This window comes from Micromonospora sp. SD19, assembly GCF_054462275.1.
Genome location: NZ_JBTLMN010000001.1, coordinates 169896 through 196440, shown reverse-complemented (window position 1 = coordinate 196440; position 26545 = coordinate 169896). Strand labels below are relative to the sequence as shown.

The 26545-nt window shown below is 70.2% G+C and carries 22 protein-coding genes; 12 read left to right on the top strand and 10 right to left on the bottom strand.

What is annotated here, in order from left to right:
* Together gyrA and gyrB are read right to left on the bottom strand one after the other, a co-directional pair.
* Window positions 1-3783, bottom strand: coding sequence for an intein-containing DNA gyrase subunit A (gene gyrA, locus ACX27O_RS00890; RefSeq protein ID WP_156057541.1), 3783 nt, complete (start codon window positions 3781-3783; stop codon window positions 1-3).
* Window positions 3784-3913: 130 nt separating this feature from the next.
* Window positions 3914-5860: a DNA topoisomerase (ATP-hydrolyzing) subunit B gene (gyrB, locus tag ACX27O_RS00885; protein WP_030331885.1), complete on the bottom strand. Its 1947-nt coding sequence runs from the start codon at window positions 5858-5860 to the stop codon at window positions 3914-3916.
* Between the two features lie 521 nt (window positions 5861-6381).
* Here gyrB and ACX27O_RS00880 point away from each other — a divergent pair.
* On the top strand, window positions 6382-6936 hold the full coding sequence (locus tag ACX27O_RS00880) for a hypothetical protein (protein WP_030331882.1): 555 nt from the start codon (window positions 6382-6384) through the stop codon (window positions 6934-6936).
* On the opposite strand, the gene ACX27O_RS00875 is transcribed toward ACX27O_RS00880, so the two are convergent.
* The gene (locus ACX27O_RS00875) at window positions 6921-7409 is read right to left on the bottom strand and encodes a MarR family winged helix-turn-helix transcriptional regulator (protein WP_210861593.1); all 489 of its coding nucleotides are present in this window, start codon (window positions 7407-7409) and stop codon (window positions 6921-6923) included. The genes ACX27O_RS00880 and ACX27O_RS00875 overlap by 16 nt on opposite strands.
* Before the next feature lie 128 nt (window positions 7410-7537).
* Between ACX27O_RS00875 and ACX27O_RS00870 the strand changes: the two genes are divergently transcribed.
* Window positions 7538-7765, top strand: a complete 228-nt coding sequence (locus ACX27O_RS00870; protein WP_030331879.1) for a hypothetical protein — start codon at window positions 7538-7540, stop codon at window positions 7763-7765.
* A gap of 9 nt (window positions 7766-7774) precedes the next feature.
* Here the strand turns inward: ACX27O_RS00870 and ACX27O_RS00865 are convergent, their stop codons facing one another.
* The 5 genes from ACX27O_RS00865 to dnaA form a co-directional block, all read right to left on the bottom strand.
* Window positions 7775-8386, bottom strand: coding sequence for a DciA family protein (locus ACX27O_RS00865; protein ID WP_030331877.1), 612 nt, complete (start codon window positions 8384-8386; stop codon window positions 7775-7777).
* Entirely contained in the window at window positions 8376-9509 is a 1134-nt protein-coding gene (gene recF / locus ACX27O_RS00860; protein ID WP_030331876.1) for a DNA replication/repair protein RecF, read from the bottom strand. The genes ACX27O_RS00865 and recF overlap by 11 nt, the downstream gene beginning before the upstream one ends.
* Before the next feature lie 16 nt (window positions 9510-9525).
* Window positions 9526-10398, bottom strand: coding sequence for a phosphogluconate dehydrogenase (NAD(+)-dependent, decarboxylating) (gene gnd / locus ACX27O_RS00855; protein WP_030331875.1), 873 nt, complete (start codon window positions 10396-10398; stop codon window positions 9526-9528).
* 40 nt (window positions 10399-10438) lie between these two features.
* A complete protein-coding gene (dnaN, locus tag ACX27O_RS00850; RefSeq protein WP_030331874.1) occupies window positions 10439-11572 on the bottom strand; it encodes a DNA polymerase III subunit beta in 1134 nt (377 codons plus the stop codon).
* Window positions 11573-12348: 776 nt separating this feature from the next.
* Window positions 12349-14178 carry a chromosomal replication initiator protein DnaA gene (gene dnaA, locus ACX27O_RS00845; RefSeq protein ID WP_030331873.1) on the bottom strand — a complete coding sequence of 610 codons (1830 nt, stop codon included), beginning with the start codon at window positions 14176-14178 and terminating at the stop codon, window positions 12349-12351.
* A 629-nt stretch (window positions 14179-14807) separates the two neighbouring features.
* On the opposite strand from dnaA, the gene rpmH reads away from it, so the two are divergent.
* The 9 genes from rpmH (at window position 14808) to ACX27O_RS00800 (ending at window position 23172) form a co-directional block, all read left to right on the top strand.
* Complete coding sequence (rpmH, locus tag ACX27O_RS00840; RefSeq protein ID WP_007453904.1) at window positions 14808-14945, top strand: 50S ribosomal protein L34; 138 nt, start codon at window positions 14808-14810, stop codon at window positions 14943-14945.
* A 34-nt stretch (window positions 14946-14979) separates the two neighbouring features.
* Window positions 14980-15396, top strand: a complete 417-nt coding sequence (rnpA, locus tag ACX27O_RS00835) for a ribonuclease P protein component (RefSeq protein ID WP_030331871.1) — start codon at window positions 14980-14982, stop codon at window positions 15394-15396.
* Entirely contained in the window at window positions 15393-15689 is a 297-nt protein-coding gene (yidD, locus tag ACX27O_RS00830) for a membrane protein insertion efficiency factor YidD (protein ID WP_081883822.1), read from the top strand. The genes rnpA and yidD overlap by 4 nt, the downstream gene beginning before the upstream one ends.
* On the top strand, window positions 15686-16672 hold the full coding sequence (gene yidC, locus ACX27O_RS00825) for a membrane protein insertase YidC (protein WP_210858656.1): 987 nt from the start codon (window positions 15686-15688) through the stop codon (window positions 16670-16672). The genes yidD and yidC overlap by 4 nt, the downstream gene beginning before the upstream one ends.
* Before the next feature lie 212 nt (window positions 16673-16884).
* Window positions 16885-17508: a Jag family protein gene (locus tag ACX27O_RS00820; protein WP_030331867.1), complete on the top strand. Its 624-nt coding sequence runs from the start codon at window positions 16885-16887 to the stop codon at window positions 17506-17508.
* Window positions 17509-17656: 148 nt separating this feature from the next.
* A complete protein-coding gene (gene rsmG / locus ACX27O_RS00815) occupies window positions 17657-18367 on the top strand; it encodes a 16S rRNA (guanine(527)-N(7))-methyltransferase RsmG (RefSeq protein ID WP_030331865.1) in 711 nt (236 codons plus the stop codon).
* A gap of 256 nt (window positions 18368-18623) precedes the next feature.
* Window positions 18624-19949 (top strand): ParA family protein, encoded by a 1326-nt coding sequence (locus tag ACX27O_RS00810; protein ID WP_081883821.1) that lies wholly within the window; start codon window positions 18624-18626, stop codon window positions 19947-19949.
* A 27-nt stretch (window positions 19950-19976) separates the two neighbouring features.
* Complete coding sequence (locus ACX27O_RS00805) at window positions 19977-20993, top strand: ParB/RepB/Spo0J family partition protein (RefSeq protein ID WP_030331860.1); 1017 nt, start codon at window positions 19977-19979, stop codon at window positions 20991-20993.
* Between the two features lie 1105 nt (window positions 20994-22098).
* A complete protein-coding gene (locus ACX27O_RS00800; protein ID WP_458939092.1) occupies window positions 22099-23172 on the top strand; it encodes a hypothetical protein in 1074 nt (357 codons plus the stop codon).
* Between the two features lie 80 nt (window positions 23173-23252).
* Here ACX27O_RS00800 and ACX27O_RS00795 read toward each other — a convergent pair whose 3' ends face one another.
* Together ACX27O_RS00795 and ACX27O_RS00790 are read right to left on the bottom strand one after the other, a co-directional pair.
* Window positions 23253-24254 carry a D-alanine--D-alanine ligase family protein gene (locus tag ACX27O_RS00795; RefSeq protein WP_030331856.1) on the bottom strand — a complete coding sequence of 334 codons (1002 nt, stop codon included), beginning with the start codon at window positions 24252-24254 and terminating at the stop codon, window positions 23253-23255.
* Between the two features lie 7 nt (window positions 24255-24261).
* Entirely contained in the window at window positions 24262-25575 is a 1314-nt protein-coding gene (locus ACX27O_RS00790; RefSeq protein ID WP_030331854.1) for an aminotransferase-like domain-containing protein, read from the bottom strand.
* Window positions 25576-25869: 294 nt separating this feature from the next.
* Here ACX27O_RS00790 and ACX27O_RS00785 point away from each other — a divergent pair, with 294 nt between their 5' ends.
* Window positions 25870-26535: a GNAT family N-acetyltransferase gene (locus tag ACX27O_RS00785; protein ID WP_030331852.1), complete on the top strand. Its 666-nt coding sequence runs from the start codon at window positions 25870-25872 to the stop codon at window positions 26533-26535.
* The last annotated feature ends 10 nt before the right edge of the window (window positions 26536-26545 follow it).

Genomic DNA, 26545 nt, shown 5'->3' with positions numbered 1-26545 from the left:
CTAGTCCTGTTCGTCAGGCTCGTCGGCATTGCGAGCAATCGCCACGATAGTCACGCCGTCCGGGAGGTCCATCAGCTTGACCCCCATTGTGTTCCGGTCACGCGTACGGCGTACAGGCTTCACCGGAGTCCGAATGACACCACCATTGCTGGTGATCGCGAACAGCTCGTCGTCCGGATCGATCACCACCGCGCCAACCAGACCACCGCGCCGTTCGGTGATCTTCGCAGTCAACACGCCCTTACCTCCCCGGCCCTGCACCGGGTATTCCTCGATCGGGGTGCGCTTGGCATATCCCCCGTTCGTGGCCACCAGAACGTCCAAACCTTCCCGCACGACCTCCATGGCCAGCAGGACGTCGTCGTCCGTGAAGCGCATGCCGATCACGCCCGAGGTGGCCCGGCCCATCGGCCGCAGCGCCTCGTCGGAGGCGTTGAACCGGATCGCCTGTGCCTTCTTCGAGACCAGCAGCAGGTCGTTCTCCGGGGCAACCAGCGCAGCACCGACCAGCTCGTCCTCATCGCGAAGGTTGATCGCGATGATGCCGCCGGAACGGTTGGAGTCGAACTCCTCGAGCCGCGTCTTCTTCACCAGGCCGTTCTTCGTGGCCAGTACCAGATAGGGGGCTACCTGGTAGTTCGGGATCTCAATGATCTGCGCGATCTGCTCGTCGGGCAGGAAGGCGAGCAGATTGGCCACGTGTTGGCCCTTGGCTACCCTACTGGCCTCCGGCAACTCGTACGCCTTGGCCCGGTAGACCCGGCCCTTGTTCGTGAAGAACAAGATCCAGTCGTGGGTCGAGCAGACGAAGAAGTGGCTGACGATGTCGTCCTGCCGCAGCGTGGCGCCGCTGACGCCCTTACCGCCGCGTCGCTGCGAGCGGTACAGATCGACCTTGGTCCGCTTGGCGTACCCGGTGCGGGTGATCGTGACGACCACGTCCTCGCGGGCGATGAGGTCCTCCATCGAGACCTCGCCGTCGAACGGGATGATCTGCGTCCGGCGGTCGTCGCCCCACTTGGCGACGATCTCGCCCAGCTCCTCCGAGACGATCTTCCGCTGCCGCTCCGGCTTGGCGAGGATGTCCTTGAGGTCGGCGATCTCCAGCTCGAGCTTGGCCAGGTCGTCCACGATCCGCTGCCGCTCCAACGCGGCGAGCCGGCGCAGCTGCATGTCCAGGATCGCGGTCGCCTGGATCTCGTCGATCTCCAGCAGCCGGATCAGGCCCTGCCGCGCGTCGTCCACGGTCGGCGAACGCCGGATCAGGGCGATCACCTCGTCCAGCGCGTCCAGTGCCTTGCCCAGACCGCGCAGGATGTGCGCCCGCTCCTCGGCCTTACGCAGCCGGAACGCGGTCCGCCGGCGGATCACGTCGATCTGGTGCTCGACGTAGTAGCGGATGAACTGCGCCAGGTTGAGCGTGCGCGGCACCCCGTCGACCAGGGCCAGCATGTTCGCGCCGAAGGTCTCCTGGAGCTGGGTGTGCTTGTAGAGGTTGTTCAGCACGACCTTCGCGACGGCGTCGCGCTTGAGCACCAGCACGATCCGCATGCCGGTACGACCGGAGGACTCGTCGCGGATGTCGGCGATCCCGGCGAGCTTGCCCTCCTTGATCAGCTCGGCGATCCGCTCGGCGAGGTTGTCCGGGTTGACCTGGTAGGGCAGCTCGCTGACGACCAGGCAGGGGCGACCCCGCTTGTCCTCCTCGACCTCCACCACGGCGCGCATCCGGATCGAGCCGCGACCGGTGCGGTACGCGTCCTGGATCGCTGTGGTGCCGACGATCAGGCCGTAGGTCGGGAAGTCCGGGCCCTTGACGATGCCGAGCAGGGCTTCGAGGGTGGTCTCCTCGTCCTCGTCCGGGTGCTCCAGGCACCACTGCACCGCCGCGCCGATCTCCCGCAGGTTGTGCGGCGGGATCTTGGTGGCCATGCCGACCGCGATGCCCTCGGAGCCGTTCACCAGGAGGTTGGGGATCCGCGACGGCAGGATGGTGGGCTCCTTGGCCCGGCCGTCGTAGTTGTCCTGCAGGTCGACGGTGTCCTCGTCGATGTCCCGCAGCATCTCCATCGCGAGCGGGTCGAGCTTGCACTCGGTGTTGTGGCTGACGAACCCGTCCGAGACGAACGAGTGGTCGTCGGTGTCGACTCGGACGCTGTAGACCGGCTGCACACCGGCGTCAGTGATCTGCGCCACCTCGGCGTAGTAGAACCGGCCGTCGACCAACGGCTCGACCACGTCGAGCACCTCGGAGTTGGTGATCCGGGCCGCGATCTCATCCCGGTCCCGCTCCCACCGTTCGACGCGGTCCACGTTGTGCCGGCGCAGCCAGTCCTGCTCCGTCCAGCGCGTCGCGCCGTGCTCACGGATGAAGTCGCCGACCAGCGGCACGTGGTCGCTGGAGAGCGCCGTGCTGCTCGCCGGCACCTGGGCCAGCTCGGCCTCCAGCTTGGCCTGCTTACGGCCGAGGAAGCCGACGTGCGCGGCGAAGATCCGCGCGTCGCGCCGGTTGGTCACCACGACCTTGATCTCGCCACTGTCGTAGCGGGTCTGCCGGCTGACCACGCCGAACTCCAGCAGCAACTGCTGGACCTCGGCCGCCAATCGCTGGCTGCGAGTCGAGTACGAGATCTGCATGGTGTTGCGCGGCAGCAGCGACGACGAGCCGTCGCCCTCGAACAGCGCCTGGAGGAACGCCCGCTTGACCGCTGCCGGCCCCTGCCAGACGAACTCGGGAACGAACTTCGCGGCGCTGCGCGCGCCCATCATGTCGCCCAGAAGGCTCTCGCGCAGCGCGGTGAGGTCCTGAACATCGAGTTCGTGCAGGGTGCTGCCGGAGGCGATGACCCGCTCACTCACGTAGCGGGGGCCGCCGACGGCCAGGTCGTAGGCCGCGAGAACACGGACGAAGAACTCCCGGTCCACGTTGTTGAACCCGGCGCGGCTCGGGGAGACCCAGCCCTCACTGACGAAGGCGCCGGCGAGGACGGCGGCCTCGACGTGCTCCAGCATCGGGTAGCCGATCTCGTCCGGCACGCTGCGCTGGAGGACAACGCGGTCGCCGGGGGAGATCTCGGCGAGCAGCTTCCACAGCAGGGTCGGCACGCCGGCCACGTCCACCAGGCAGAGCACCGGGTGGTTGTGGGTGCCGGTCAGCTCGTACCCCTCGCGGGTGCGGAGCCGCAGCGTCGGGTGCTCGCCGGAATGGAAGAACTTGCTGGCGCGAACCAGGTCGCCGTTGCGGTCGCGGACCTTGAGGTCGATGTCGGTCTCGCTGGACGGCGCCGCATCGGCCACCACGTCCGCGATCCGCACGCTACCGTCAGCGGTGCGAATCCGGACATCCCCGGTGAGGCAGTAGCGCATCGCGGCGGCGGGATCGTTACCGGGTGAGCCGAAGTTGCCGTTGCCGTCGACCAGCGGGTAGCGCAGCGACCAGGGCTGCGCCATCCGGACCAGCGCGTCGTAGATCGCTGAGTCGCCGTGCGGGTGGAACTGACCCATCACGTCACCGACGACGCGGGAGCACTTCACGTAGCCGCGGTCCGGACGGTAGCCGGAGTCGAACATCGCGTAGAGGATCTTGCGGTGGACCGGCTTGAGGCCGTCCCGGACGTCCGGCAGCGCGCGACCGACGATGACGCTCATCGCGTAGTCGAGGTAGGAGCGCTGCATCTCCACCTCGAGCCCGACCGGTTCGATCCGGTCGTGCGCGACCACCGCGGCGATGGCCTCGGCGGGAACCTCGGGCTCGTTCGGTGTGGACTCGGGAGAATCGGTCACTGTATACCCTTATCAGACTCAGAGTCGTTTTCGTGCTGTGGATAACCGCTGTGGATACCGGCCAAGCTGTGGATAACTCTGTGGACCGCCGGATCGGCCGGGCAGTGCCCGGCCGATCCGGCGCAGTCCGTCAGATATCCAGGAACCGCACGTCCTTGGCGTTGCGCTGAATGAACGACCGGCGCGCCTCGACGTCCTCACCCATCAGCACACTGAACAACTCGTCGGCGGTCGCCGCGTCGTCGAGAGTGACCTGACGCAGGGTACGCGTCGCCGGGTTCATGGTGGTTTCCCACAGCTCGGGATAGTTCATCTCGCCGAGGCCCTTGAAGCGCTGGATGTCGTCCGGCTTGGCGTTCGGCTTCTTCTGCTGACGCAGCAGGATCAGGCCGTCCCGCTCGCGGTCGGAGTAGGCGTACTGGGCGTCATCGCCCTTCTTGTTCCACTTGATCTTGTAGAGCGGCGGGGCGGCCAGGTAGACGTGCCCCATCTCGACGAGCGGACGCATGAAGCGGAACAGCAGGGTGAGCAGCAGCGTCTGGATGTGCTGGCCGTCGACGTCCGCGTCGGCCATCAGCACCACCTTGTGGTACCGCAGCTTCTCCATGTCGAAGTCGTCGTGGATGCCGGTGCCCAGCGCGGTGATCAGCGCCTGGACCTCGTTGTTCTTCAGCACCCGGTCGATCCGGGCCTTCTCCACGTTGAGGATCTTGCCGCGGATCGGCAGGATCGCCTGGGTCCGTGGGTCGCGACCCTGCTTGGCCGAGCCGCCGGCCGAGTCACCCTCGACGATGAACACTTCGGACTCGCGGGGGTCGGTCGACTGGCAGTCCGCCAGCTTGCCCGGCATCGAGCCGGACTCCAGCAGCGACTTGCGCCGGGCCAGCTTGCGCGCCTGCTGCGCGGCGATCCGGGCCCGGGCCGCCTGGGAGGCCTTCGTGATGATCATCTTGGCCTCGGCCGGGTTGCGGTCGAACCAGTCGACCAGCCGGTCGTTGCAGACCCGCTGCACGAAGCTCTTCACCGGGGTGTTGCCCAGCTTGGTCTTGGTCTGGCCCTCGAACTGCGGGTTGGCCAGCTTGACCGAGATGATCGCCGCGAGCCCTTCGCGGATGTCCTCGCCGGAGAGCTTCTCGTCGCCCTTGAGCAGCTTCTTGTCGGTGCCGTACCGGTTGACCACGCTGGTCAGCGCGGACCGGAAGCCCTCCTCGTGCGTGCCGCCCTCGTGGGTGTTGATGGTGTTGGCGAAGGTGTAGACCGACTCGCCGTACGACTCGTTCCACTGCATGGCGATCTCAAGTGACATGCCCTCCTCTTCGGCCTCGAACTCGACCACGGTCTTGTGGATCGGGCTCTTCGAGGCGTTGAGGTGCCGGACGAAGTCCGCGATGCCGCCCTCGTAGAAGAAGGTGACCTCGCGCTGGCGGCCGTCCTCCTCCTCGGCCACCCGCTCGTCGAGCAGGTGGATGCGGAGGGCCCGGTTGAGGAAGGCCATCTCCTGCAGCCGCCGGTAGATGGTCTGGAAGTCGAAGTCGACTGTCTCGAAGACGTCGGGGTCGGGCCAGAAGGAGACCGCCGAGCCGGTGCGGTCGGTGGCCTCGCCCTTGTCCAGTGGGCTGGGCTTGGAGTTGGTGTACTGCTGCCGCCAGACGAAACCGGACTTGTGGATCTCCACGGCCATTCGGGTGGAGAGAGCGTTCACCACGGAGACACCGACGCCGTGCAGACCACCGGAGACCGCGTACGCCTTGCCGTCGAACTTGCCGCCGGCGTGCAGCACGGTCAGCGCGACCTCGACACCCGGCTTCTTGAGCTTCGGGTGAAGGTCGACCGGGAAACCACGGCCGTTGTCGGTGACCCGGACGCCGCCGTCGGCGAGCAGCACCACGTCGATGGTGTCGCAGTATCCGGCCAGCGCCTCGTCGACAGCGTTGTCGACAACCTCCCAGACGAGGTGGTGCAGACCGCGTTCGCCGGTGGACCCGATGTACATACCGGGCCGCTTGCGAACGGCCTCCAGCCCCTCGAGAACGGTGATCGACTCTGCGCCGTACTCCTGCTTGTCCTGCGCTGCCACCCTCGGCCACTTTCTCGCGTCAGCCGCGCCGGTAGGGGCGCGTCGGGCGCGGGTTCGGCGGACAGGACGCGACGTCGGCGCGCGGACCGGCGCCGGAGACCTCCGGACAGCGGGTCGAACGCGCCGGTCGCCGCGGTTGCCCGCGGATCGCGATCGGCTCGACCCGACGTGGAGAATGAACCTGGGCCACCGGCCCCGTCCCACTCCCGCACCGGGTCTTCGTCTCACTGTCAATCCTACTGTGCGCGGAGGACAGAACCACCACTCGGCACCCTCAGCGAGGCGGCTGAGAAGTCCATAGCCGGCAGAACCCCGTCGCCCACGACTCCCCCCACACGCCAGGCCCGCTTCGCACGCGCCGCCCCGGAACGGGTTGACCCGCGGTCGGGCGGGTCGGGGGTCGCGGCCGAACCGTCAGTGCCGTACGTTTGCGGCGCCCCGGAACCAGCCTTGATCTTTACCGGTTGGAACCGGGACGATCGACCCGATCGACCCGACACGTGCTCTTTAAGAGGTGACAGATGGGGCTGGACAACGTCGCGGTGCACTGGCCGCGGACCGGCCGCTTCTACGATCCGGTGGCGCCGGCCGAGTTCGTCGACTTCGGCGAGATCGTCGACCTACCGCGCATCTCCGCGCCGACCGCGGCGCTGGCCGAGCTCATCGCGAAGACCGGCACCATCCGGGCGACCGCGTACACCGAGTTGGTGGATCTCCTACTCGGCCTCGAAGGTGTGTTGTACGCCACAGACGCCGCCGCCGAGGACGAGGACCCGGTGATCGACCCGGACGGCTGCTCCTGGATCGCGAGCGGCATCGAACGGTTCGTGGCCGCGCACCGCCCCACCGGCGAGGCGGTCACCTTCGAGTCGGTGAGCACCGTGCTGCGTGCTCTGCTCGGCGACGGCCGGTTGGCCGAACAGCAGCTGCGCTGGCTGGAGAGTCGGCTCGACGCGCTGCGCGACGAGCGCGGCGATCCGCCGCAGTGGAACTTCACCTGCGCCGAGCTGGGCGTGCTGGCGGCGTTCTACCGGCGCTGCGCCGAGCGCGGGTTCGCCGTCTACGCCGACGCCTGAGCCGCCGCGTCCGTCTCCGGGCCGGCCGGCCGGTTGGCGGCTGAGATCAGCTGTGTGAGCACCGCGTGCAGGTGTTGCAGGTCCTCGACGGGCAGCCCGAGCCGCTGCACGATCGCGGCCGGGATCAGTTCGGCCTGACTCCGCAGCGCGGCGCCGCTGGCGGTGAGGGTGACGGCGAGGCTGCGCTCGTCGCTCGGGTCGCGTTCCCGGCGCAGGTAGCCGGCCGCCTCAAGGCGCTTGAGCAGGGGTGACAGCGTGCCCGGGTCGAGCTGGAGCAGGCGGCTGAGGTCGCGGCCGGACAACGGCGCGTGCTGCCAGAGGGCCAACATCACCAGGTACTGCGGGTGGGTCAACCCCATCGGTTCCAGCAGCGGCCGGTAGACGGCCACCACGCTGCGCGCGGCGACCGAGAGGGCGAAGCACACCTGCTGCTCCAGGGCCAGCGGGTCGACGCCGTCCGGTCGTTCGCTCATCGGTTGCCCTCCCTCCGCACGATGACTATCGTACCGATAATTGGTGCACCAATCATTCGTACCCCAACGGTCTGCTCGTGCGTCGGGCCTGACCCGGCGGGACGACGTGACCCGGAAAGAGGCGGCAGATGAGCGAGGACGGCGCGGTCACCAGGGCCCCGGGCGAGGGCGGCCGACTGATGCGGTGGGCCTTCCGGCACCTCGCCGGCCCCGCCGAAGGGGTGCAGGGCGCGGTGCAGGGCGGTTCGGCCGAGGCCCGCGAAGCGTGGAAACGCGACCTGGCCGAGCGCAAGCGCCACACCCGGGAGCAGCGGGAGCGCAAGCGGGCAGCCCGCGAGGCGGACCGGCGCGGCTGAGCCGGCGGCTCAGCCGTAGGTGTCGCGGGGGCCCCGGCCGCGCACCCGGCGTGGGCCCTTCCCCCAGGAGGGCGCGGCCGGCCCGTGGATGTGCAGCTTGCGCACCACGTTGTGACCGACCTCGCTGGCGATCTGCTTGAGCAGCGAGCCGGCCAGCAGCCGCAGCTGGGTGGCCCAGGCGGTCGAGCGCGCCTCCACGGTCAGCTCGCCGTTCTCCAACTTCACCGGGCGGCTGTTCTGCGCCACCTCAGCGCCGACGACCCGCTCCCAGGCGCCGAACACGGTGGCCTCGGCCGCCGGCTGTTGCCAGCCGCGCGCCTTGACCAGCCGGTTCAGCACCGCGCCGAGCGGCTGCGGATCGCGCGGGTCGGGGCCCGGGCCGGAGTAGCCACGCAACCGCCGGCCCGAGCCGCCGGCGGCGTCGCCACCGCCGGGCGCACGCCGGGCGCGGGCCGCCGCCTGCCGCCGGGACAGCGCCGCGTCGAGCACCGCCCGGGCCAGCTCCGGCCCGCTGGCGGCCGCCGCCGGCTCACCGCCCGCCGACTCCGCAGCGACCTTCGGAGTACGCGCAGCCGCGGCGTCGCCTGCCGCCGACCGCTCGGTGCCTGGCTTATCCGACACGGCGTACCGTCCCTTCGCCGACCTGGTAACGGGTGCCGCGCAGGGCGGCCGGCACGTCATCGTCCACCGCGCAGGTCACCAGCAGCTGACTCGCCCCGCCGACCAGCTCCGCCAACCGCTCCCGGCGGCCGGTGTCCAACTCCGCGAAGACGTCGTCGAGCACCAGCACCGGCTCGATGCCGTCGGAGCGCAACAGGTCGTACCCGGCCAGCCGCAGCGCGAGCGCGAACGACCACGACTCGCCGTGGCTGGCGTACCCCTTGGCGGGCAGCGGGCCGAGACTCAACGCCAACTCGTCACGGTGCGGACCGACCAGGGTGGTGCCCCGCTCAATCTCGGCGGAACGGGACGCGGCCAGGGCCGCCGTCAGCGCCTCTGCCAACGCGGCCCGATCGGTGGTCGACTCGGCCAGCTCGATCGACGGCCGGTAGGTGATGCTCGCCGCCCCCCGACCGGCGGCCACCGCGTCGTACGCCTTGGCCACGTGCGGGCTGAGCGCGGCCACCAGCTCCAGCCGGCCGGCGAGCAGCTCCGCGCCGTGCTGGGCCAGGTGGGCGTCCCAGACCGCCAGGGTGCCGAGGTCACCGCCCCGGGACCCACCAGTCTTGCGGGCCAGGTACGCGGTACGCAGCAGGGCGTTGCGTTGCTTGACGACCCGCTCGTAGTCGGCCCGCACACCCGCGTACCGGGGCTGGCGGTTGACCAGCAGGTCGTCCAGGTAGCGGCGACGCTCGGCCGGGTCGCCCCGGACCAGCTCCAGGTCTTCGGGGGCGAAGAGCACCAACCGCAGCGCCCCCAGCACGTCCCGGGCCCGTCGCGCCGGTGAGCGACCCAGCCGGGCTCGGTTGGCCTTGCCGGGCACGATCTCCAGCTCGACCAGAAGCTCGCGGCCGTCGTGCACCACAGCGCAGCGGATCACCGCGGACGATGCGCCCATCCGGACCAGCGGCGCGTCGGTGGCGACCCGGTGTGAGTCCAGGGTCGCCACGTAGCCCAGCGCCTCGACGAGGTTGGTCTTACCGACACCGTTGGCGCCGATCAGGACGTTCGCCCCCGGCTGGAGGTCGACGGCCACCCGCTCGTACGAGCGGAAGTCGACCAGTTCCAGCCGGTGAACGTACACAGGTTGTGGACGCCGCTCAGCGCTTGTGCACGGCGTGGCCACCGAACTGCTGACGCAGCGCGGAGACGGCCTTCATGGCGGGCGAGTCGTCCTGCCGTGAGGCGAACCTGGCGAACAGCGAAGCCGTGATGACGTTCAGCGGCACCGCCAACCGGACCGCCTCGTCGACCGTCCACCGGCCCTCGCCGGTGTCCTCCGTGTAGCCGCTCAGGTCGGCCAGCTCCGGGTCCTCGTCGAGCGCCCGGTCCAGGAGGTCGAGCAGCCAGGAACGGACGACGGTGCCCTCCCGCCAGGACTTGATGACGCCCGGCACGTTGGTCACCAGCTCCGAGGCGGCCATCAGCTCGTAGCCCTCGGCGTAGGCGTGCATCAGGCCGTACTCGATGCCGTTGTGCACCATCTTCGAGTAGTGCCCGGCCCCGACCGGGCCGGCGTGCACGAAACCGAACTCGCCCTCCGGCTTGAGCGCGTTGAAGATCGGCATCAGACGGTCCACGTGCTCCTGGGAACCGCCGACCATCAGCCCGTAGCCGTTCTGCCGGCCCCAGACGCCTCCGGAGACGCCGACGTCCAGGTAGCCAATGCCCCGCTGGTTGAGCCGCTCGGCGCGGGGGGCGTCGTCGCTGAAGCGCGAGTTGCCGCCGTCGATGATGATGTCGCCCTCGCCGAGCACCTCGGCGAGCTCGTCGATGGTGGCGTCGGTGACACCCGCGGGCACCATGACCCAGACCGCGCGCGGGGACTCGAGCTTCTCCGCCAGGCCGGCGAGGGTCGTAACGTCGCTGATCTGCGCGTTGTGGTCGAAGCCGACCACCTCGTGCCCGGCCGAACGCAACCGCTCCCGCATGTTGCCGCCCATACGGCCGAGTCCTACCAGGCCGAGCTGCATGTGTTTCTACCTCCGTGGATCTGGGTGTTGCTGGGCGCGATCAGCGCGAGACGCGGATCGGCATGATGAGGTACCGGTACCCCGGAATGACCTCGCCATCCTCGCCAGCGGGTGAGATCACCGCGGGCTTGAAGGCGTCGACGAACGAGAGCACGGCCGTCTGAGCGCCCAGGTTTGCCAGACCGTCGATGAGGTACTGCGGGTTGAAGCCGATGGTCAGTGGGTCACCGGTGAAGGTGGCCTCCATCGCCTCGCTCGCCCGCGCCTCCTCGGAACCGCCGGCCTCGACCACCAGACCGTCGGCGCTGAAGCTGAGCAGCACCGGCGTGGTGCGTTCGGCGACCAGCGCGACCCGCTTGACGACCTCGATCAGCGTGCTGACCGAAACTCGGGCCTCGGCGTTGTGCGTGGCCGGGAAGAGCGACCGCACCGGCGGGTAGTTGGCGCCGTCGAGCAGCCGGCTGGTGGTACGACGGGTGCCGCCGGCGAGACCGACCATGCCCTCACCGGCAGCCCCTTGGGCGAGGGCGAGGGTGACTTCGCCGCCCAGCGGGCCGAGGGCCTTGGCGGTGTCGTTCAGCGTGCGGGCCGGCACCAGGGCGTTGATGCTCACCTCGGGGTCGTCCGGCCGCCACTGGATCTCGCGCAGCGCCAACCGGTACCGGTCGGTGGCGAGCATCGACAACGTGTCGCCGGACAGCTCGACGCGGACACCGGTCATCATCGGCAGCGTCTCGTCCCGGCCGGCCGCGATGGCCACCTGGGAAACCGCCGTGGCGAACGCGGCGGCGTCGACAGTGCCGGCGCTCTGCGGCATCTCGGGCAGCGCGGGGTAATCCTCCACCGGCATGGTGGGCAGGGTGAACCGGGCGCTGCCGCAGACCAACTCGAGGTGCGCGCCGACCGCGGCGATGTCGACCGGCTTGGCCGGCAACGCCTTGGTGATCTCGGCGAGCAGGCGGCCGGAGACGAGCGCGGCGCCGTCGGCGTCGCCCTGCACCTCGACGGTCACCTGGCTGGAGACCTCGTAGTCGAACCCGGAGACCCGCAGGTTGCCGTCGGTGACGCGGAGCATCACCCCGGCGAGCACCGGTACGGACGGCCGGTTGGGCAGGCTCTTCGCGGTCCACGCCACAGCCTCGGCGAGCGCGTCGCGCTCCACTCGGAACTTCATCAATGCCTCCGCGTCGACGTCAGCGACAACTCTCTCATGCCGACCGCTGCCTACCGTCCCGCCCGACCGTGCGGGTACCCATCGCACCTTAGGGCGCAGGGACATCGGCTGTGCGCCCGACCCCATGGATCGTGTCGATGCTGACGGGCTGATCCGACAGCGTTCGGCCCGATCCACAGAAAGCCCAACGGTGATGATTGGTTTTTGTTCTCTTAGAAGAGATAACTCATCGTCTTCATCGCACCTGTGCAAACTGTGGAAAACCGAGGTCTGCGCAGCTCAGACAGGTTATCGACCGGTGATTTAGCTGTGGAGAACCGGGGGTACAACCGGCTTCTGTGTCCACAGCCCGGCGACGGCGGCCGGTTGTCCACCGTTGTCCACCGGTTGTCCACCGGTAATCCACCGACTTTCTCCCCAAGCCTGTGGATCGCGGGGAAGATCACCATTGCCGTCATCCCCAGAACCTTCAACAGCCCGTACACAGGTTGATGATGACCGGTGGATAACCCGACCGTCGTCCCCAGGCGTCCACAGCCTCGTGCACAGGGTTTCTCCACAGCCTGTGGGTAACTGGCGGAGGACGGACCGTAGTTATCCACCGACGGTGGATAACGAGCTGTGGACAACGAGTGGGGATCGAGGCGGTCACGGCCTCGATCCTGTGGTCTACACCATGTCGAGAGTCCAGCTGACTGACCCAAAAGAACGCCCGACCGGAGATCCGGCCGGGCGTGTCCTCAGGTTGTGCACCGCCGCGACGGCGGTCGTACCCGTCAACTGTTCTGCTTGATCCGGTTGGTCAGCTCGGCGATCTGGTTGTAGAGCGAGCGGCGCTCGGCCATCTGCTGACGAATCTTGCGGTCGGCGTGCATCACTGTGGTGTGGTCCCGGCCACCGAACGCCTGCCCGATCCGGGGCAGCGACAACTCGGTCAGCTCCCGGCACAGGTACATGGCCACCTGGCGGGCGTTGACCAGGACACGGGACCTGGACTGGCCCCGCAGGTCCTCCAGGCTCACCCCGAAGTAGTCCGCCGTCGAGGCCATGATCTGGTCGGCGTTGATCTCCGGGCCGGCGCCGTCGGGCATGAAGTCCCGCAGCACCTCCTCGGCCAGCGACAGCTCGACCGTCGACCGGGTCAGGCTGGCGAACGCGGTCACCCGGATCAGCGCGCCCTCCAACTCCCGGATCGAGTTCGACACCCGGGAGGCGATGAACTCCAACACGTCCGGCGGGGCGTACATCCGCTCCTGCGCCGCCTTCTTCTGCAGGATCGCGATCCGGGTCTCCAGATCCGGCGGCTGGATGTCGGCCAGCAGCCCCCACTCGAACCGGGTTCGCATCCGGTCCTCGAGGGTGGCGAGCTGGCGCGGCGACCGGTCCGAGGTGATCACGATCTGCTTGTTGGCGTTGTGCAGCGTGTTGAAGGTGTGGAAGAACTCCTCCTGGGTGCGCTCGCGGTTCTCCAGGAACTGGATGTCGTCGATCAACAGGATGTCGACGTCGCGGTACCGCCGCTGGAACGCGCTGGTCTTGTCGTCCCGGAGCGAGTTGATGAAGTCGTTGGTGAATTCCTCGGTCGAGACGTAGCGGACCGAGCGGGCGTTGCCGAGCGTGGTGGCGTAGTGCCCGATGGCGTGCAGCAGGTGGGTCTTGCCCAGCCCCGAGTGCCCGTAGATGAACAGCGGGTTGTACGCCTTGGCCGGCGACTCCGCCACCGCCACGCTCGCCGCGTGGGCGAACCGGTTGGACGACCCGATGACGAAGGTCTCAAACATGTACTTCGGGTTGAGCCGGTTGCCACCGGTGTCGGCACCGGGCAACCGGCGGTCGTCGCGGCCACCGTTGCGGTGGTCCACAGCGCTGCGACCCGGGCCGCTGTCCGTTCCGCTGTCCCGGGGGAGCGAGCGGATCACGTGCTGGTCGCGTGGCGACGCCGAGTCATCCCGGTAGCGGGGCTCGTAGGGCCGGGTGTCCGGGCCGGGTGGGTCGAGGCGGGCCGCCTGCTCGTCGTAGCCGCGCCGGTCCGGGCCCGGCCGGTTCGGCCGGATGGGTTCGGCGAAGGCGGCGCTGAACAACGCCTCCTGCCCGTCCCTGCTGGCCGGGATCAGCCCGGAGCGGTGCCCGTCGACGGTCGGCGCGAGCGGCGGACCCGCCGGCGCGGGTGGCGGACCCGGATCGGGCGTACGCGGCGCGGGTGACTGCTCGGGGATCATCGCGTCGGCGGCCGGCCGAGCGTCCTGGTCGTCGTCGAACGACGCGACGCCCGGGACGTCGAGGTCGAGCTGCCCGACCTCCGGAGCGCTGCGGTAGACGGTGCCAGCCGGTCGGCCGGTGGCGTCCTCGGCCACCCGAACGGTGACCGCGACCTGGATCGGTCGGCCGAGCCGGCGGGTGAGCGCCTCGGTGATCGCCGGGCGCAGCCGTGACTCGATCACGTCGCGGGTGAACGCGTCCGGGACGGAGAGCAGCGCGGTGTCCTCGACGATCGCCCGCAGCCGGGTCAGCCGTAGATAGGCACGCTGCTGGGCGGAGATGATCTCGTCGGCGAGTTCGTCGGTCGCCGCTAACCACACCGCGGCAAGGTCGGTCGTACCGGCCACCGTCGTGCCACCCCCTCGCCTCTGCTCCCGGCCGCCGCTGTCTGTCTGCCAGCCGGCCGTCCCGGGCCCGCCGCGTTCGCGGGTGGAACAACACCCACCCGGACGATCGACCGGTGGTCATCCACAAGTTATCCACAGCCTGTGTACCGACCGATTGTGGCCACCGCCGGACGCGGGTGGCACCTGCCCCTGCCTGAACGGGCGCTGAAGCGGGTTCACCGTGCCGAACGATTCACTGCCTTGTCCGGTCTTGCCTGTGCGACGACCGGAGCTTCCGACGCTCACCGCAATCGGGCACGGTAACAGCGTTGTCCCTGCGCCATCAACCGGCGACGCGGCGGCGCCCTTGTCGGCATCAGCGAAAACCGTCCTCCCGCCTCGGGCGCGTCCCGTTGTCCGCTGCTCGGGGTGTTTGACGGCCATTGCCCCCCTGCGTAGGCTGGAACGGCTGCTTTCTCGCCCTCTGCTAGGGTGATGGGTGCTTGCTGTCCGCGGTCGCATCCTCGCACCGCCGAGGTCCCGCCCCGCCGGACAGCACCGATCGTGGGCCACCGTCGCGGTGGCCTGGACCACCACACGACCCCGGCGATCCCGTCGCGCGGGGCGCGTACGAAAACGGAGAGCCTGACGTGAGCAAGCGCACCTACCAGCCGAACAACCGCCGGCGCGCGAAGACCCACGGCTTCCGGCTGCGCATGCGCACCCGTGCCGGCCGTGCCATCCTGTCGAGCCGTCGCGCCAAGGGTCGCACCACCCTGTCGGCCTGAGCCGACCGGGCCGGTCCAGGGGACGTGGGCAGTCGTGCTGGCCGCCGCACAGCGACTGCGGCGCAGCACTGACTTCGCCGCAGCGGTTCGCGGTGGCCGACGCGCCGGACGTGGCGCCGTCGTGGTCCACCTGGCCATGCCGGTGACCGTCGACCCCAGCACACCGACCTCGCCGGAGCCGGTACGGGACAACAGTGCGGAGCAGTCGTCTGCGCCCTCCCGTGCCGGCTTTGTCGTGTCCAAGGCGGTCGGCAACGCGGTGACCCGCAACCGGGTCCGCCGCCGACTGCGGGCGCTGGTCCGGGAACGGCTGACCGCCCTGCCCGCCGGCAGCACCCTGGTCGTCCGGGCGCTGCCCGCCGCGGCGCAGGCGTCGTACCCCCGGCTCGCCACCGATCTGGACGCCGCCATCGCGGTCGCCAGGTCGCCCCGGGAGCGGCGGTCCCGATGACTGACACCGAGCAGACCAGCCCCCGCCCGTCGACAACCGGTGCCAAGGTGCTGATCGCGCCCATCATCGCGTACCGTCGGTGGATAAGTCCGGCACTGCCGGCTCGCTGTCGGTTCTACCCGTCGTGCAGTGCGTACGCCCAGGAAGCGGTCGCTCGACACGGCGCGCTCCGGGGAGCCGTGCTGGCGGTCCGGCGGTTGTTGCGCTGCCACCCCTTTCACCCTGGTGGATATGACCCGGTGCCGGAGCCGGGCGGCCGCCGCCGTGCTGATGTGACTGGAGCCCCGAATTGAGTCTCGACTGGATCTACTACGCGATTTCGTGGATCCTGCTGACCTGGCACTCGGCCTGGGACGCCATCGGGGTGCCGGTCGGCGCGGTGCTCGGCACCAACTTCGCCTGGATCCTGGCCATCGTCTTCCTGGTGGTCACCGTCCGGGTGATCCTGTTCCCGGTCTTCGTCAAGCAGATCAAGTCGCAGCGGGCGATGCAGGCGCTCCAGCCCAAGGTCAAGGAGCTTCAGGAGAAGCACAAGGGTGACCGGGAGACGCTCCAGAAAGAAATGATGGAGCTGTACAAGAAGGAGAAGGCCAACCCGCTGATGGGTTGCCTTCCGATGTTCCTTCAGATCCCGGTCTTCCTGGGTCTCTTCCACGTGCTGCGCCGGCTCGATCCCGACAAGCAGAACAAGACCCTCTACGGCTGGACCGTCGACCAGTTCCAGAGCGCCTCGCAGGCGAAGCTCTTCACCGCTCCCATCGCCGGCAAGTTCGGCTCCACCGCCGACGAGCTGGCCAGCCTGGGCGCCAACGGCAGCACCGTGAAGATCATTGCTGGTGTCCTGGTCCTGGTCATGATCGCGACCACCTACCTGACCAGCCGTCAGATGATCCTCAAGACCGGTTGGGCGGAGGACCCGCAGCAGCGGATGATCCAGCGGCTGATGCTCTACGGCATCCCGGCGTCGCTGCTGATCTCCGGCGCGATCTTCCCGATCGGCGTCATCATCTACTGGGTCACCAACAACCTCTTCACCCTCGGCCAGCAGCAGTGGGTGCTGCGGAAGTTCCCGCCGCCGGTGACCGCGAAGACCGCCGCCCCCGCCACCTCCCGCAACCCGGTGCAGCCCGCCAAGTCCGGTGGCCTGTTCGGTCGCGGCAAGGCGGCCCCGCCGGTGCCGGTCAAGGCGGCAGCACCCAAGGTGGCCGGGCCGAAGCCGGGCGCCAAGCCGGTGAACAACCCGAAGAAGAGCCGCCCCGCCAAGCGGCAGGGCTGATGTGTGAGGGCCGCCGCCGGTGATCCGGCGGCGGCCCGTTCCGCACCGCGCAGCCGCCGTACGGCCGGCGCCGGGTGGAACCGACCGCGCACCGCGCGGCCACGGGCGACACTGCCCGTACAGACGTGCCTGTGGGCACCGGCAACCTCCAGCCGGCCCCGGGAAACCAGTCGGACCCGACGGTCCGGCCGAGCGAGTACGGAGATGAGACCGTGACCGAGACCAGCATCCCCCGCGCCGAGCAGTCAGTGGACGAGGAGGAGACCGCCACGCTCGCGGTGGACGGCGACGACACCGAAGCCGACGACACCGAGGCGGACGACGACACCGACACCGCCGCTGGCAGTGGCACCCGGGCGAAGAAGGCTGTGGGCGAGGGCGACCTGTTCCGGCAGAGCGAGATCGCCGCTGACTACGTCGAGGGCCTGCTCGACATCCTCGACTACGACGGCGACATCGACGAGTTGGTCGCCGCCGGCCGGCCGATGGTCGAGGTGGTCGGCGAGCGGTTGCAGAATCTGGTCGGTCAGCGCGGGGCCACCCTGGAGGCGCTCCAGGAGCTGACCCGCCTCGCCGTCTTCCGGCAGACCGGTACGCCGAGCCGGCTGCTGCTCGACGTCGGCGGCTACCGGGCGAACCGCCGCAAGGAACTCGCCGCGGTCGCCAAGAACGCCGTCGAGAAGGTCAAGGAGTACGGCGAGCCGGTCCGCCTGGAGGCGATGTCCGCGTTCGAGCGCAAGTGCGTGCACGACGTCGTCAACGCCATGTCGGGCGTGGCGAGCGAGTCCGAGGGTGTGGAGCCGAACCGGCGCATCGTCGTACGGCCGGCGGACTGACCGGGTGACCCACGACGACCTCACGGCGGAAGCCGTGTCCGGCCCGGGCGGCACGCCGCCCGGGCCGTCCGCTGTCCGCCCCGTCACCTCCGACGCCGACGCTGGCACGACGGGCAGCGACACCGCCCCGTCACCGGCCGACGCGGCGTTGCCGCCCGAGCTGGCGCCAGCCGCGCTCACCCTCTTCGGCGACCGTCTCGACCTGGCCGCCGCGTACGCCGAACTGCTGGCCACCGACGGGGTGGTCCGCGGCCTGATCGGCCCCCGGGAGGCCCCCCGCATCTGGGATCGGCACCTGCTCAACTGTGCTGCGGTCGCCGAGCGGATCCCGTCCGGCGCGACGGTGCTCGACGTCGGCTCGGGAGCCGGCCTGCCGGGTCTCGTCCTGGCGATCGCCCGCCCCGACCTCACCGTCACCCTGATCGAGCCGCTGGCCCGACGGACCTCGTTCCTGATCGAGGTCGTCGAGCAACTCGGCCTGGCCAGGTCGGTACGGGTGTTCCGGGGCCGGGCCGACGAGGCAGCCAGCGGATCGAGCGGCCGGGAGCCGATCAGCGGAGACGTGGTGACCGCGCGCGCGGTCGCGCCCCTGGATCGGCTGGCCGGCTGGAGTCTCCCCCTGGCGGTTCGGGGTGGCCGTCTGCTGGCGCTCAAGGGCTCGTCCGCCGCCGCCGAGATCGAGGAACACGCCGACGTGGTGGCGCGACTCGGCGGTGGGGAGCCAACCGTGCGGCTCTGCGGCGTCGGTGTGATCGATCCACCCACCACCGTGGTGGAGATCGTGCGCGAGCGGATGGTCGGTCCGCCCCGCCCGGCGGCGAAGAAGCGCGCCCGGGGCGGGCGTCCCCGCCGAGGTTGACACTTCGCGCCATCGGGCTTCCGGCCGGTGGGTTGCCTCGTTGTACCGGTACGGGTGGACGAGGGGATGAGAACCCGACGTGGACCGGCCGCGCCCGTCCGCCGTAGGCTGACCGCGCGTCGATAGTGTGTAGCGGATGACGGACGTCGCGGGTCTCCGACCGCTCCCGTGGGCCGTACGCTCCGGGTTGCGGGCGTGGACGCGGCCGAGTTGACCGGGGCGCGGACCGACCATCCGAAGCGGGCAGGGATGACAGGTGCATGACGACGGCAGGTACGACGATCCACGCGTGACCGGGTCGACCAGCGATCCCGTTTCACGTGAAACCGACTACCCGAGCTGGTCGCCCGGCGCGACCGGGCCATCGAACCGACCCACCGACAGCGATCCGCCGCCGGCACTCGACCCGCCGACGGGCACGGGGCGACCGGACGGCTCGGCCCTCGCGGACCCACCGGGTGGGCGCAGGACGCCGGAGGCGTCGAGTCGACCGATCAACGCGGCCGAGGTGCGGTCGACCTCGGGTCGGCGCAACACCGCCGCGGCGGTTCGATTCGAGCCGGCGGTCCCGCACCAACCCACTGCGGCTGCCGTTCGGGACGCCGCGCCGGTGGTCGCCGACGCCCCGGTCGCTTCGACCGAGTCGTTGGCCGCCGTGGCGGCCGACCCCACGTACGTTTCACGTGAAACCCCGACGCGCGAAGAGGATGACCCACCGTTGGCTATGGAGGCGATGCGCGCCGTGCAGATCCTGAATCCCAGTGGCGAGGTGACCATGCCTCGGCCGGACCGGACCCGGGTCATGTGCGTCGCCAACCAGAAGGGCGGCGTGGGTAAGACCACCACCACCGTCAACCTTGCGGTGGCGCTCGCCCTGCACGGCAACCGGGTGCTCGTGGTCGACCTCGACCCGCAGGGCAACGCCTCGACCGGGCTCAACGTCCCGCACCACACCGGAATCCCCGACGTGTACGACTGCCTGATCAACAGCGTGCCGCTGGTCGAGGTGGCGCAGGCGGTCGAGGGCATCCCCAACCTCTGGTGCGTGCCCGCGACCATCGACCTGGCCGGAGCCGAGATCGAGTTGGTGTCGGTGGTGGCCCGAGAGTCGCGTCTGGACCGGGCGATCGCCGCCTACCCGGGCGAGTTCGACTACGTCTTCATCGACTGCCCACCCTCGCTCGGTCTGCTCACCGTCAACGCTCTGGTTGCCGCGCAGGAGGTGCTGATCCCGATCCAGTGCGAGTACTACGCGCTGGAAGGGCTCAACCAGCTGATCAACAACATCAACCTGGTACGCCAGCACCTCAACCCGAAACTCGATGTCTCCACCATCCTGCTGACCATGTACGACCGCCGTACCCGGTTGGCCGACGCCGTCGAGCAGGACGTCCGGAACCACTTCGGCGACAAGGTCCTCCAGGCGGTCATCCCCCGCAACGTCCGAGTCTCCGAGGCACCGAGTTACGGCCAGTCGGTGATGACCTACGATCCCGGTTCGCGGGGCGCCACGAGCTACTTCGAGGCGGCTCAGGAGATCGCCGAGCGGGGCGTCAAGGAGCCGGTGGGCCGGAATGCGTAGTGCGGACAAGTCGCTGGGAGGCGTGGCATGAAGAACCGTCCTCGGGGCGGTCTGGGTAAGGGCCTGGGGGCGCTGATCCCGACCGGGCCGGTCTCGGGTGCCGCTGGCACCGCGACGGCCGAGCCGGACAACGAGCGCCCGGACGGCGCGGGCACCACGGCCGCCGTCTCCGCGGTGCCCGCCCGGGTGCCAGTCCACGAGCCGGAGCCCGTGCTCAGCCCGGTGCCGGGTGCGCGATTCGCCGAGATTCCGGTCGACGCGATCATGCCCAACCCGAAGCAGCCGCGTCAGGTCTTCGACGAGGAGGCGCTGGAGGAGCTGAAGACCTCGATCCAGGAGGTTGGCTTCCTCCAGCCCATCGTCGTACGGCAGCTCGACGACGAGAAGTACGAACTGGTGATGGGCGAGCGGCGCTGGCGGGCCGCCCAGGCGGTGGGCCGGGAGAGCATCCCGGCGATTGTCCGGGACACCCGCGACGACGCCATGCTCCGCGACGCCCTGCTGGAGAACATCCACCGGGCGAACCTGAACCCGCTCGAAGAGGCCGCCGCCTATCAGCAACTGCTGGAGGAGTTCGGGGCCACCCACGAGGAGTTGGCCCGGCGGATCGGCCGGAGCCGCCCGCAGATCTCCAACACCATCCGACTGCTGAATCTGCCCGCCCAGGTGCAGCGCCGGGTTGCCGCCGGCGTCCTGTCGGCGGGGCACGCCCGCGCTCTGCTGAGCCTCGACGAGTCAGAGGCGCAGGAACAGCTGGCCCTGCGGATCGTGGCCGAAGGGCTGTCGGTTCGGGCGACCGAAGAAATCGTCGCCCTGACGCTGAACGACGGCCCGGCGAAGGGTCAGGCCGCGAAGCGGCGGCCCAAGGCGCACGCGCCGGCCCTGACCGATCTCGCCGACCGGCTGTCCGACCGGTTCGACACCCGGGTGAAGGTGGACATCGGCCGGAGCAAGGGCAAGATCACGATTGAGTTCGCGACCGTTGACGACCTGGAGCGGATCGTCGGGATCATCGGCGTGCAGCAGGAGGAGAGCGGGGACTGAGCCCAGCCCGCTCACCCACGGCCGCGCCACCCCACCCGGGGGCGCGGCCGTTCCGCATCCCGGGGTCGTCACGTTTCACGTGAAACAGCCGGCGGCTTCGCTCAACGGATCGGCGGACCGGACGGACGCCGAATCGCTCAGCCGGCCCCCCGAGGAGCGCCTCGGAGTACGCGGGGGCAGACGGCCCGGCCGTCCACGTCTTCGGGAACGGCGACCGCGCAGATGCGGTCGGTGGACGCCGCAGTGGCGAACCGATCTCCTGCACGGGTCACAGAAGGCTCCGGAATGCTGGGGTCGACCCGAGCCACCCCCAGCCCCGCTCGACGCGACAGCGAGCCGCTGAGTGGCCTGCACGGCGCCTCCGCGGTGATCCTCGGGTGAGCCGAAGGGCCTGGGTTCGTGGTCGGACCCACCAGAGGCAATCCGCGCAGCGACGCCAGCCGCCGCCCTGCGCCGGTTTCACGTCAAACAGCGACACCGGCTCGTCGGTGTGTCAATCGACCCCTGCGGGTCGGGTTGACGGTCAGCTGGGTCGCCTCCGCGTCCCCACGCGTCGGCGTTGCGGGCACCGTTCAGCCGCCGGCCTCCGAGGCGGCCCGAACCGCCTCGGACGCGGGTTGGCGACAACGACCGACAGGTCGAAAAGTTATCCACACCGGTTGTCCACAGGCACCCCCCGTTTCACGTGAAACAGCGCGTGGGAGCGGGTGCGGGCCTGTGGATGACGGCCCGTGTTGAGGACCTCGGCAGCCTGTGGATATCGCCTCTCGGTGCCCGCGCGACCACTCGAGCCCGAGCGGCGGTGGCGCGATGATCCGGTGGCTCAGGACCGCTCAAACAGGTAGGGACAGCGGTGCCAGACTCGGTTAGGGTCAGCGTCGTGCACGACACCCCTCCCTCAGTCCCGGACTTCACCCAGTGGCCGTCATTTCCCTTCGAGGGTGACCTCCACGTGAAGCAGCTCGATGATCCGGTCCCGGTTGAACCGCCCCGGAAGGGTGAGGGTCTCCGGGAATGCACCGCCTGCAACGCGCCCGACGACGCCTACATCTGGGTGGGTGAGCGGTGGCGGGTACGCGCCATGGACCGCCCCACCGGTCTGCCTATGGTGCTCATCCTGGAATCGCGGACCCACCTCGACCTCGGTGACCTGCCGAACCTGCTGGCCGCCGAACTGGGCGTGATGACCGTGCGTCTGGAGCGGGCCATCCGCTCGCTCGACGGCGTCGCCCGGGTGCACGTCAACCGCTGGGGCGACGGCTCCGCTCACCTGCACATGTGGTTCCTCGCCCGGCCGTACGGTCGCCTCCAGTTGCGGGGCACGTTCCTGTCGCTGTGGGACTCGATCCTGCCGCCGATCTCCGAGGCGCAGTGGCGGGAAAATCTGGCACTGGTAGCGGCCTGGCTCGCCGAGTTCGGTGGCCGTCCGCTCGCCGAGCCACCCCGCATCCAGTGGCAGGCGCCGTCCAGTCTGCTGGCCCAGTCGGCTGCCGCGGATGCCGCCGCCGCAGCCGAGGCTGCCTCAGCGGCAGCAGCCGCAGCGGACGCGGTTTCGGTCATCGAGGCGGCAGAGGAGATTCCGGAACCGGTGCTGGACTCCCCGTCCGGTTCCGCTGACGCCGACAGCGTGCCGGCGGTCGGACCGGTCCCGCAGGCGAACGCCGGTGCCGGCTCGACGGCGACCACCGTCGCCGACCGGGCGGCTGAACCTGCTCGGACGCCACCCGTCACCAACCCTGCCGGTGTCCCGGCCGTCCCGGCCCGGGACGCCACCGCCCCCGCCGGCAGCGCGGCTTCCGACAACGCCGCATCCGACAGGACCGGATCTGACAGGACCGCATCCGAGAGCGCCGCGTTCGGCAGCGCCGCACCCGGCAGCGTCGCCACGGTGGGGACGCCCACCGACAAGGCGGCGGCAACGCCCACCGACAACCCGGCGGGAAGGCCGGGCGACGGGCTCCGCGTCGGCCCGGCGGGCGCAAGCGCGGACGCGCCAGACGTCGACTCGGCGGGCGCACGCGTCGACGAGGGCGGCTCGGCCCCCGCCATCCCGGCCGCCTCCGACCTCGCCAACGGCGGTGCCTCCGGTGCTGCCGGCAGGACGAGCATCCCCAGCGACCCGGGCGCAGCAGCGCGCACCAACGGCACCGACACACCAGACGTACGCGCGGGTCACTGATCTGGAACCGACCGTGTGGTTGGCCCGCCGGGTCAACCACACGGTCGACCCGCGCTCGCCGCGACGGGCTGACAGGTCGGTCAGTGAGTGGTGAGGCGGGCCGCCGCCCGGGCGACCAGGGTGCCGAGGAGCCGACCGAAGTCCAGTCCGGCCGCCTGCACGGCGAGCGGAAGCAGGGACGTCTCCGTCATGCCCGGCGAGACGTTGACCTCCAGCACGTGGGGCTGGCCGGCCGCGTCCACGATCACGTCGACGCGCGAGAGGTCCCGGAGACCGAGCGCGGTGTGCGCCGCGAGGGCCACGTCAGCGACAGTGGCTGCCACCTCCGGGGCCAGCCGGGCCGGGGCGTGCCAGGTGGTCCGCCCCGCGGTGTAGCGGGCGGCGTAGTCGTACACGCCGTTGCGGGGCACGATCTCCACCGGCGGCAGCGCCTGCGGGCCGTCGCCGAGGTCGACGACGGAGACCGCCACGTCGATCCCCGGCACGTACCGCTCCACCAGCGCCGTGGAGTCGTACGCGAAGCAGCCCACCATGGCGGCGGGCAGCGCGGCGGCGTCCCGGACCACCGCTCCGCCCAACCCGGACCCGCCCTGCGCCGGCTTGACCATCAGGGGCAACCCGAGACGGTCGACGATCCGGTCCAGGACGGCGACCGCACCCAGCTCGGAGAAGCGGTCGTGCGGAAGCGCCACCCAGTCCGGGGTGGGGATGCCGGCCTCGCGGAGCACCGCCTTGGCCGAGGGCTTGTCCCAGGCGACCCGGGAGGCCCGGGCGTCGCAGCCGACGTACGGGATGTCGCACAGATCCAGCACCCCGCGCAGCGAGCCGTCCTCGCCGGTCGCGCCGTGCAGTGCGATCACCACCGCGTCCGGCGGGTCGGCCGCGAGCGCCGGCAGCAGCGCCACGTCCGCGTCGCGCAGCTCGGCCTCCACGCCGACGGCGCGCAGCGCGTCGAGCACCCGACGACCGGAGCGCAGCGACACGTCCCGTTCGTAGGAGAGGCCGCCCGCGAGCACCACGACGCGGAGGTCGGCCGAGACGGCGGATTCGGTCACGAGGAGATGCTCGACGGTCGTACCCATGCCGGCATCATGCCAAGTCGGGCCCGGGCACGTCGGAACCGGCCCGGCCGCGCCGGCCGGCGGCGCCACCCACGGCGCCGAAGACCCGGCGCATGGCGATCTCCTGCTCCATCACACCGGACAGCCGGCGGATGCCCTCGCGGATCCGCTCCGGCGGCGGGAAGCTGAAGTTGAGCCGCATGGCGCCGGTGCCGGTGCCGTCGGCGTAGAAACCGGTGCCGGGGACGTAGGCGACCCGGGCGGCGACCGCGCGCGGCATCATGGCCTTCGAGTCGAGCCCGTCGGGCAGCGTGGCCCACACGAACAGCCCGCCGGTCGGTGTGGTCCAGCTGGTGCCCTCGGGCATCAGGTCGGCCATCGCGTCGAGCAGGGCGTCCCGGCGCTCCCGGTAGACCTCGCGGTAGACCTTGAGCTGCTGCCGCCACGGCATGGTGCTCAGATAGGTGGCCACCGCGGCCTGGGCGTAACCGCTGGGGCAGAGGATCTGCGCCTCGCTGGCGATGACCAGCTTGTCGCGGACCGCGTGCGGCGCCAGGATCCAGCCGACCCGCAGCCCCGGGGCGAAGGTCTTGGAGAACGTGCTGAGGTAGAAGACGCCGTCCCGGCGGCGGGCCCGCAACGGGGCCGGGGCTTCACCCTCGAACCCCAGCTGCCCGTACGGGTCGTCCTCGACGACGAGCAGGCCGGCGCGCTCGCAGATGTCGAGCACCCGTTCCCGGCGCTCCTCGCTGAGCGTCACACCGGTCGGGTTCTGGTAGGTGGGGATCGTGTAGAGGAACTTGACCCGCTGGCCGGCCCGCGCCAGGTCGGCGATAGCGGTCTCCAGCGCCTCCGGGATCAGCCCGTCCGCGTCCATCGGTACGTGGACGACCTGCGCCTGGGCGGCCTGGAACACGCCGAGCGCACCGACGTACGTCGGCCCCTCGGCGAGCACCACGTCACCGGGGTCGAGGAAGAGCCGGGCCACCAGGTCCAGTGCCTGCTGCCCGCCCACGGTGACCACGACGTCCTCCGGGGACGCGCCGCACCCGGCGTCGATGCCGGAGAGCGACATCACCTCGCAGATCCGCTCGCGCAGCTCAAGGGTGCCCTGACCGATGCCGTACTGGAGGGTGGTCACGCCGTGCTCGGAGCCGAGCCGGCCGAGCATCTCGCCGACCGCGTCCAGCGGAAGGGCGGCGATGTACGGAGCGCCGCCGGCAAGCGAGACGACCTCCGGGCGACTGGCCACCGCGAACAATGCTCGGATCTCGGAGGCGGTCATCCCGCGTACCCGCCGGGCGTACCGGTCGGTGTAGTCGTCGAGTGTCGTGCCGGTCATGACCTCACCTCGATCGCTGCTCGGGTGGCTCCCGCCCCGGGTACCCCGCACACCGCTGACCATGGCGGAGGGCACACCGATTGTCGATCGTAGTCCGCCGGAGCCCAGCAGCGGTCGGGCAGAGGCAGACCGACCACATGGCGGACCTCGTCAGCGTCCCCCTCGGGGGTGAGCATCTGCGCGTCCCCTCCCGTACCGCCGATCGGCGGCGTACGATCGCTCGTCGGGGGCAGGAAGGCGGCGCTGTCGTTCCATGCCGGTCTCACCACCGAGCCTATTGTGGGGATGCGCCATATGTCGCGACGTCTGGTCAGCCTGACCCTCGACACGTTGGAAGACCTTCCGCGCCCGTGCCGGCAGTGCGTCTACTGGGAGCTCGACCCGGTCTCCGCGGAGCGGGCCTGCGCTGCCGGCGACCCGGGCCTGGAGAAGGAGGCGTGGGTCTCCCAGACGCTGCTGGAGTGGGGCTCCTGCGGCAAGCTCGCGTACGTCGACGGCATGCCGGCCGGCTTCGTGATGTACGCCCCGCCCGCCTACGTGCCCCGTTCGATGGCGTTCCCGACCTCACCGGTCTCCGCGGACGCGGCACTGTTGATGACCGCGAACGTGGTCGCCGCGTTCGCCGGCGGCGGGTTGGGCCGGATGTTGGTGCAGGGTGTCGCCCGGGATCTGACCAAGCGGGGGATCAAGGCCATCGAGGCGTTCGGCGACGCCAAGTTCGGCGACGCGGACGACCCGGCCGGGGGTTGCGTGGCACCGGTCGATTTCTTCCTCTCCGTGGGCTTCAAGACCGTACGTCCGCATCCGCGTTTTCCTCGGTTGCGCCTTGAGCTGCGGACGGCGTTGAGCTGGAAGTCCGACGTCGAGTACGCGCTGGAGAAACTGCTCGGCTCGATGAGTCCGGAGACGCTGCTCCGGCCGGTCCGTCCCGCCCCGGCCACCCGCTCCACCAACGGCTGACCGAGGGCCG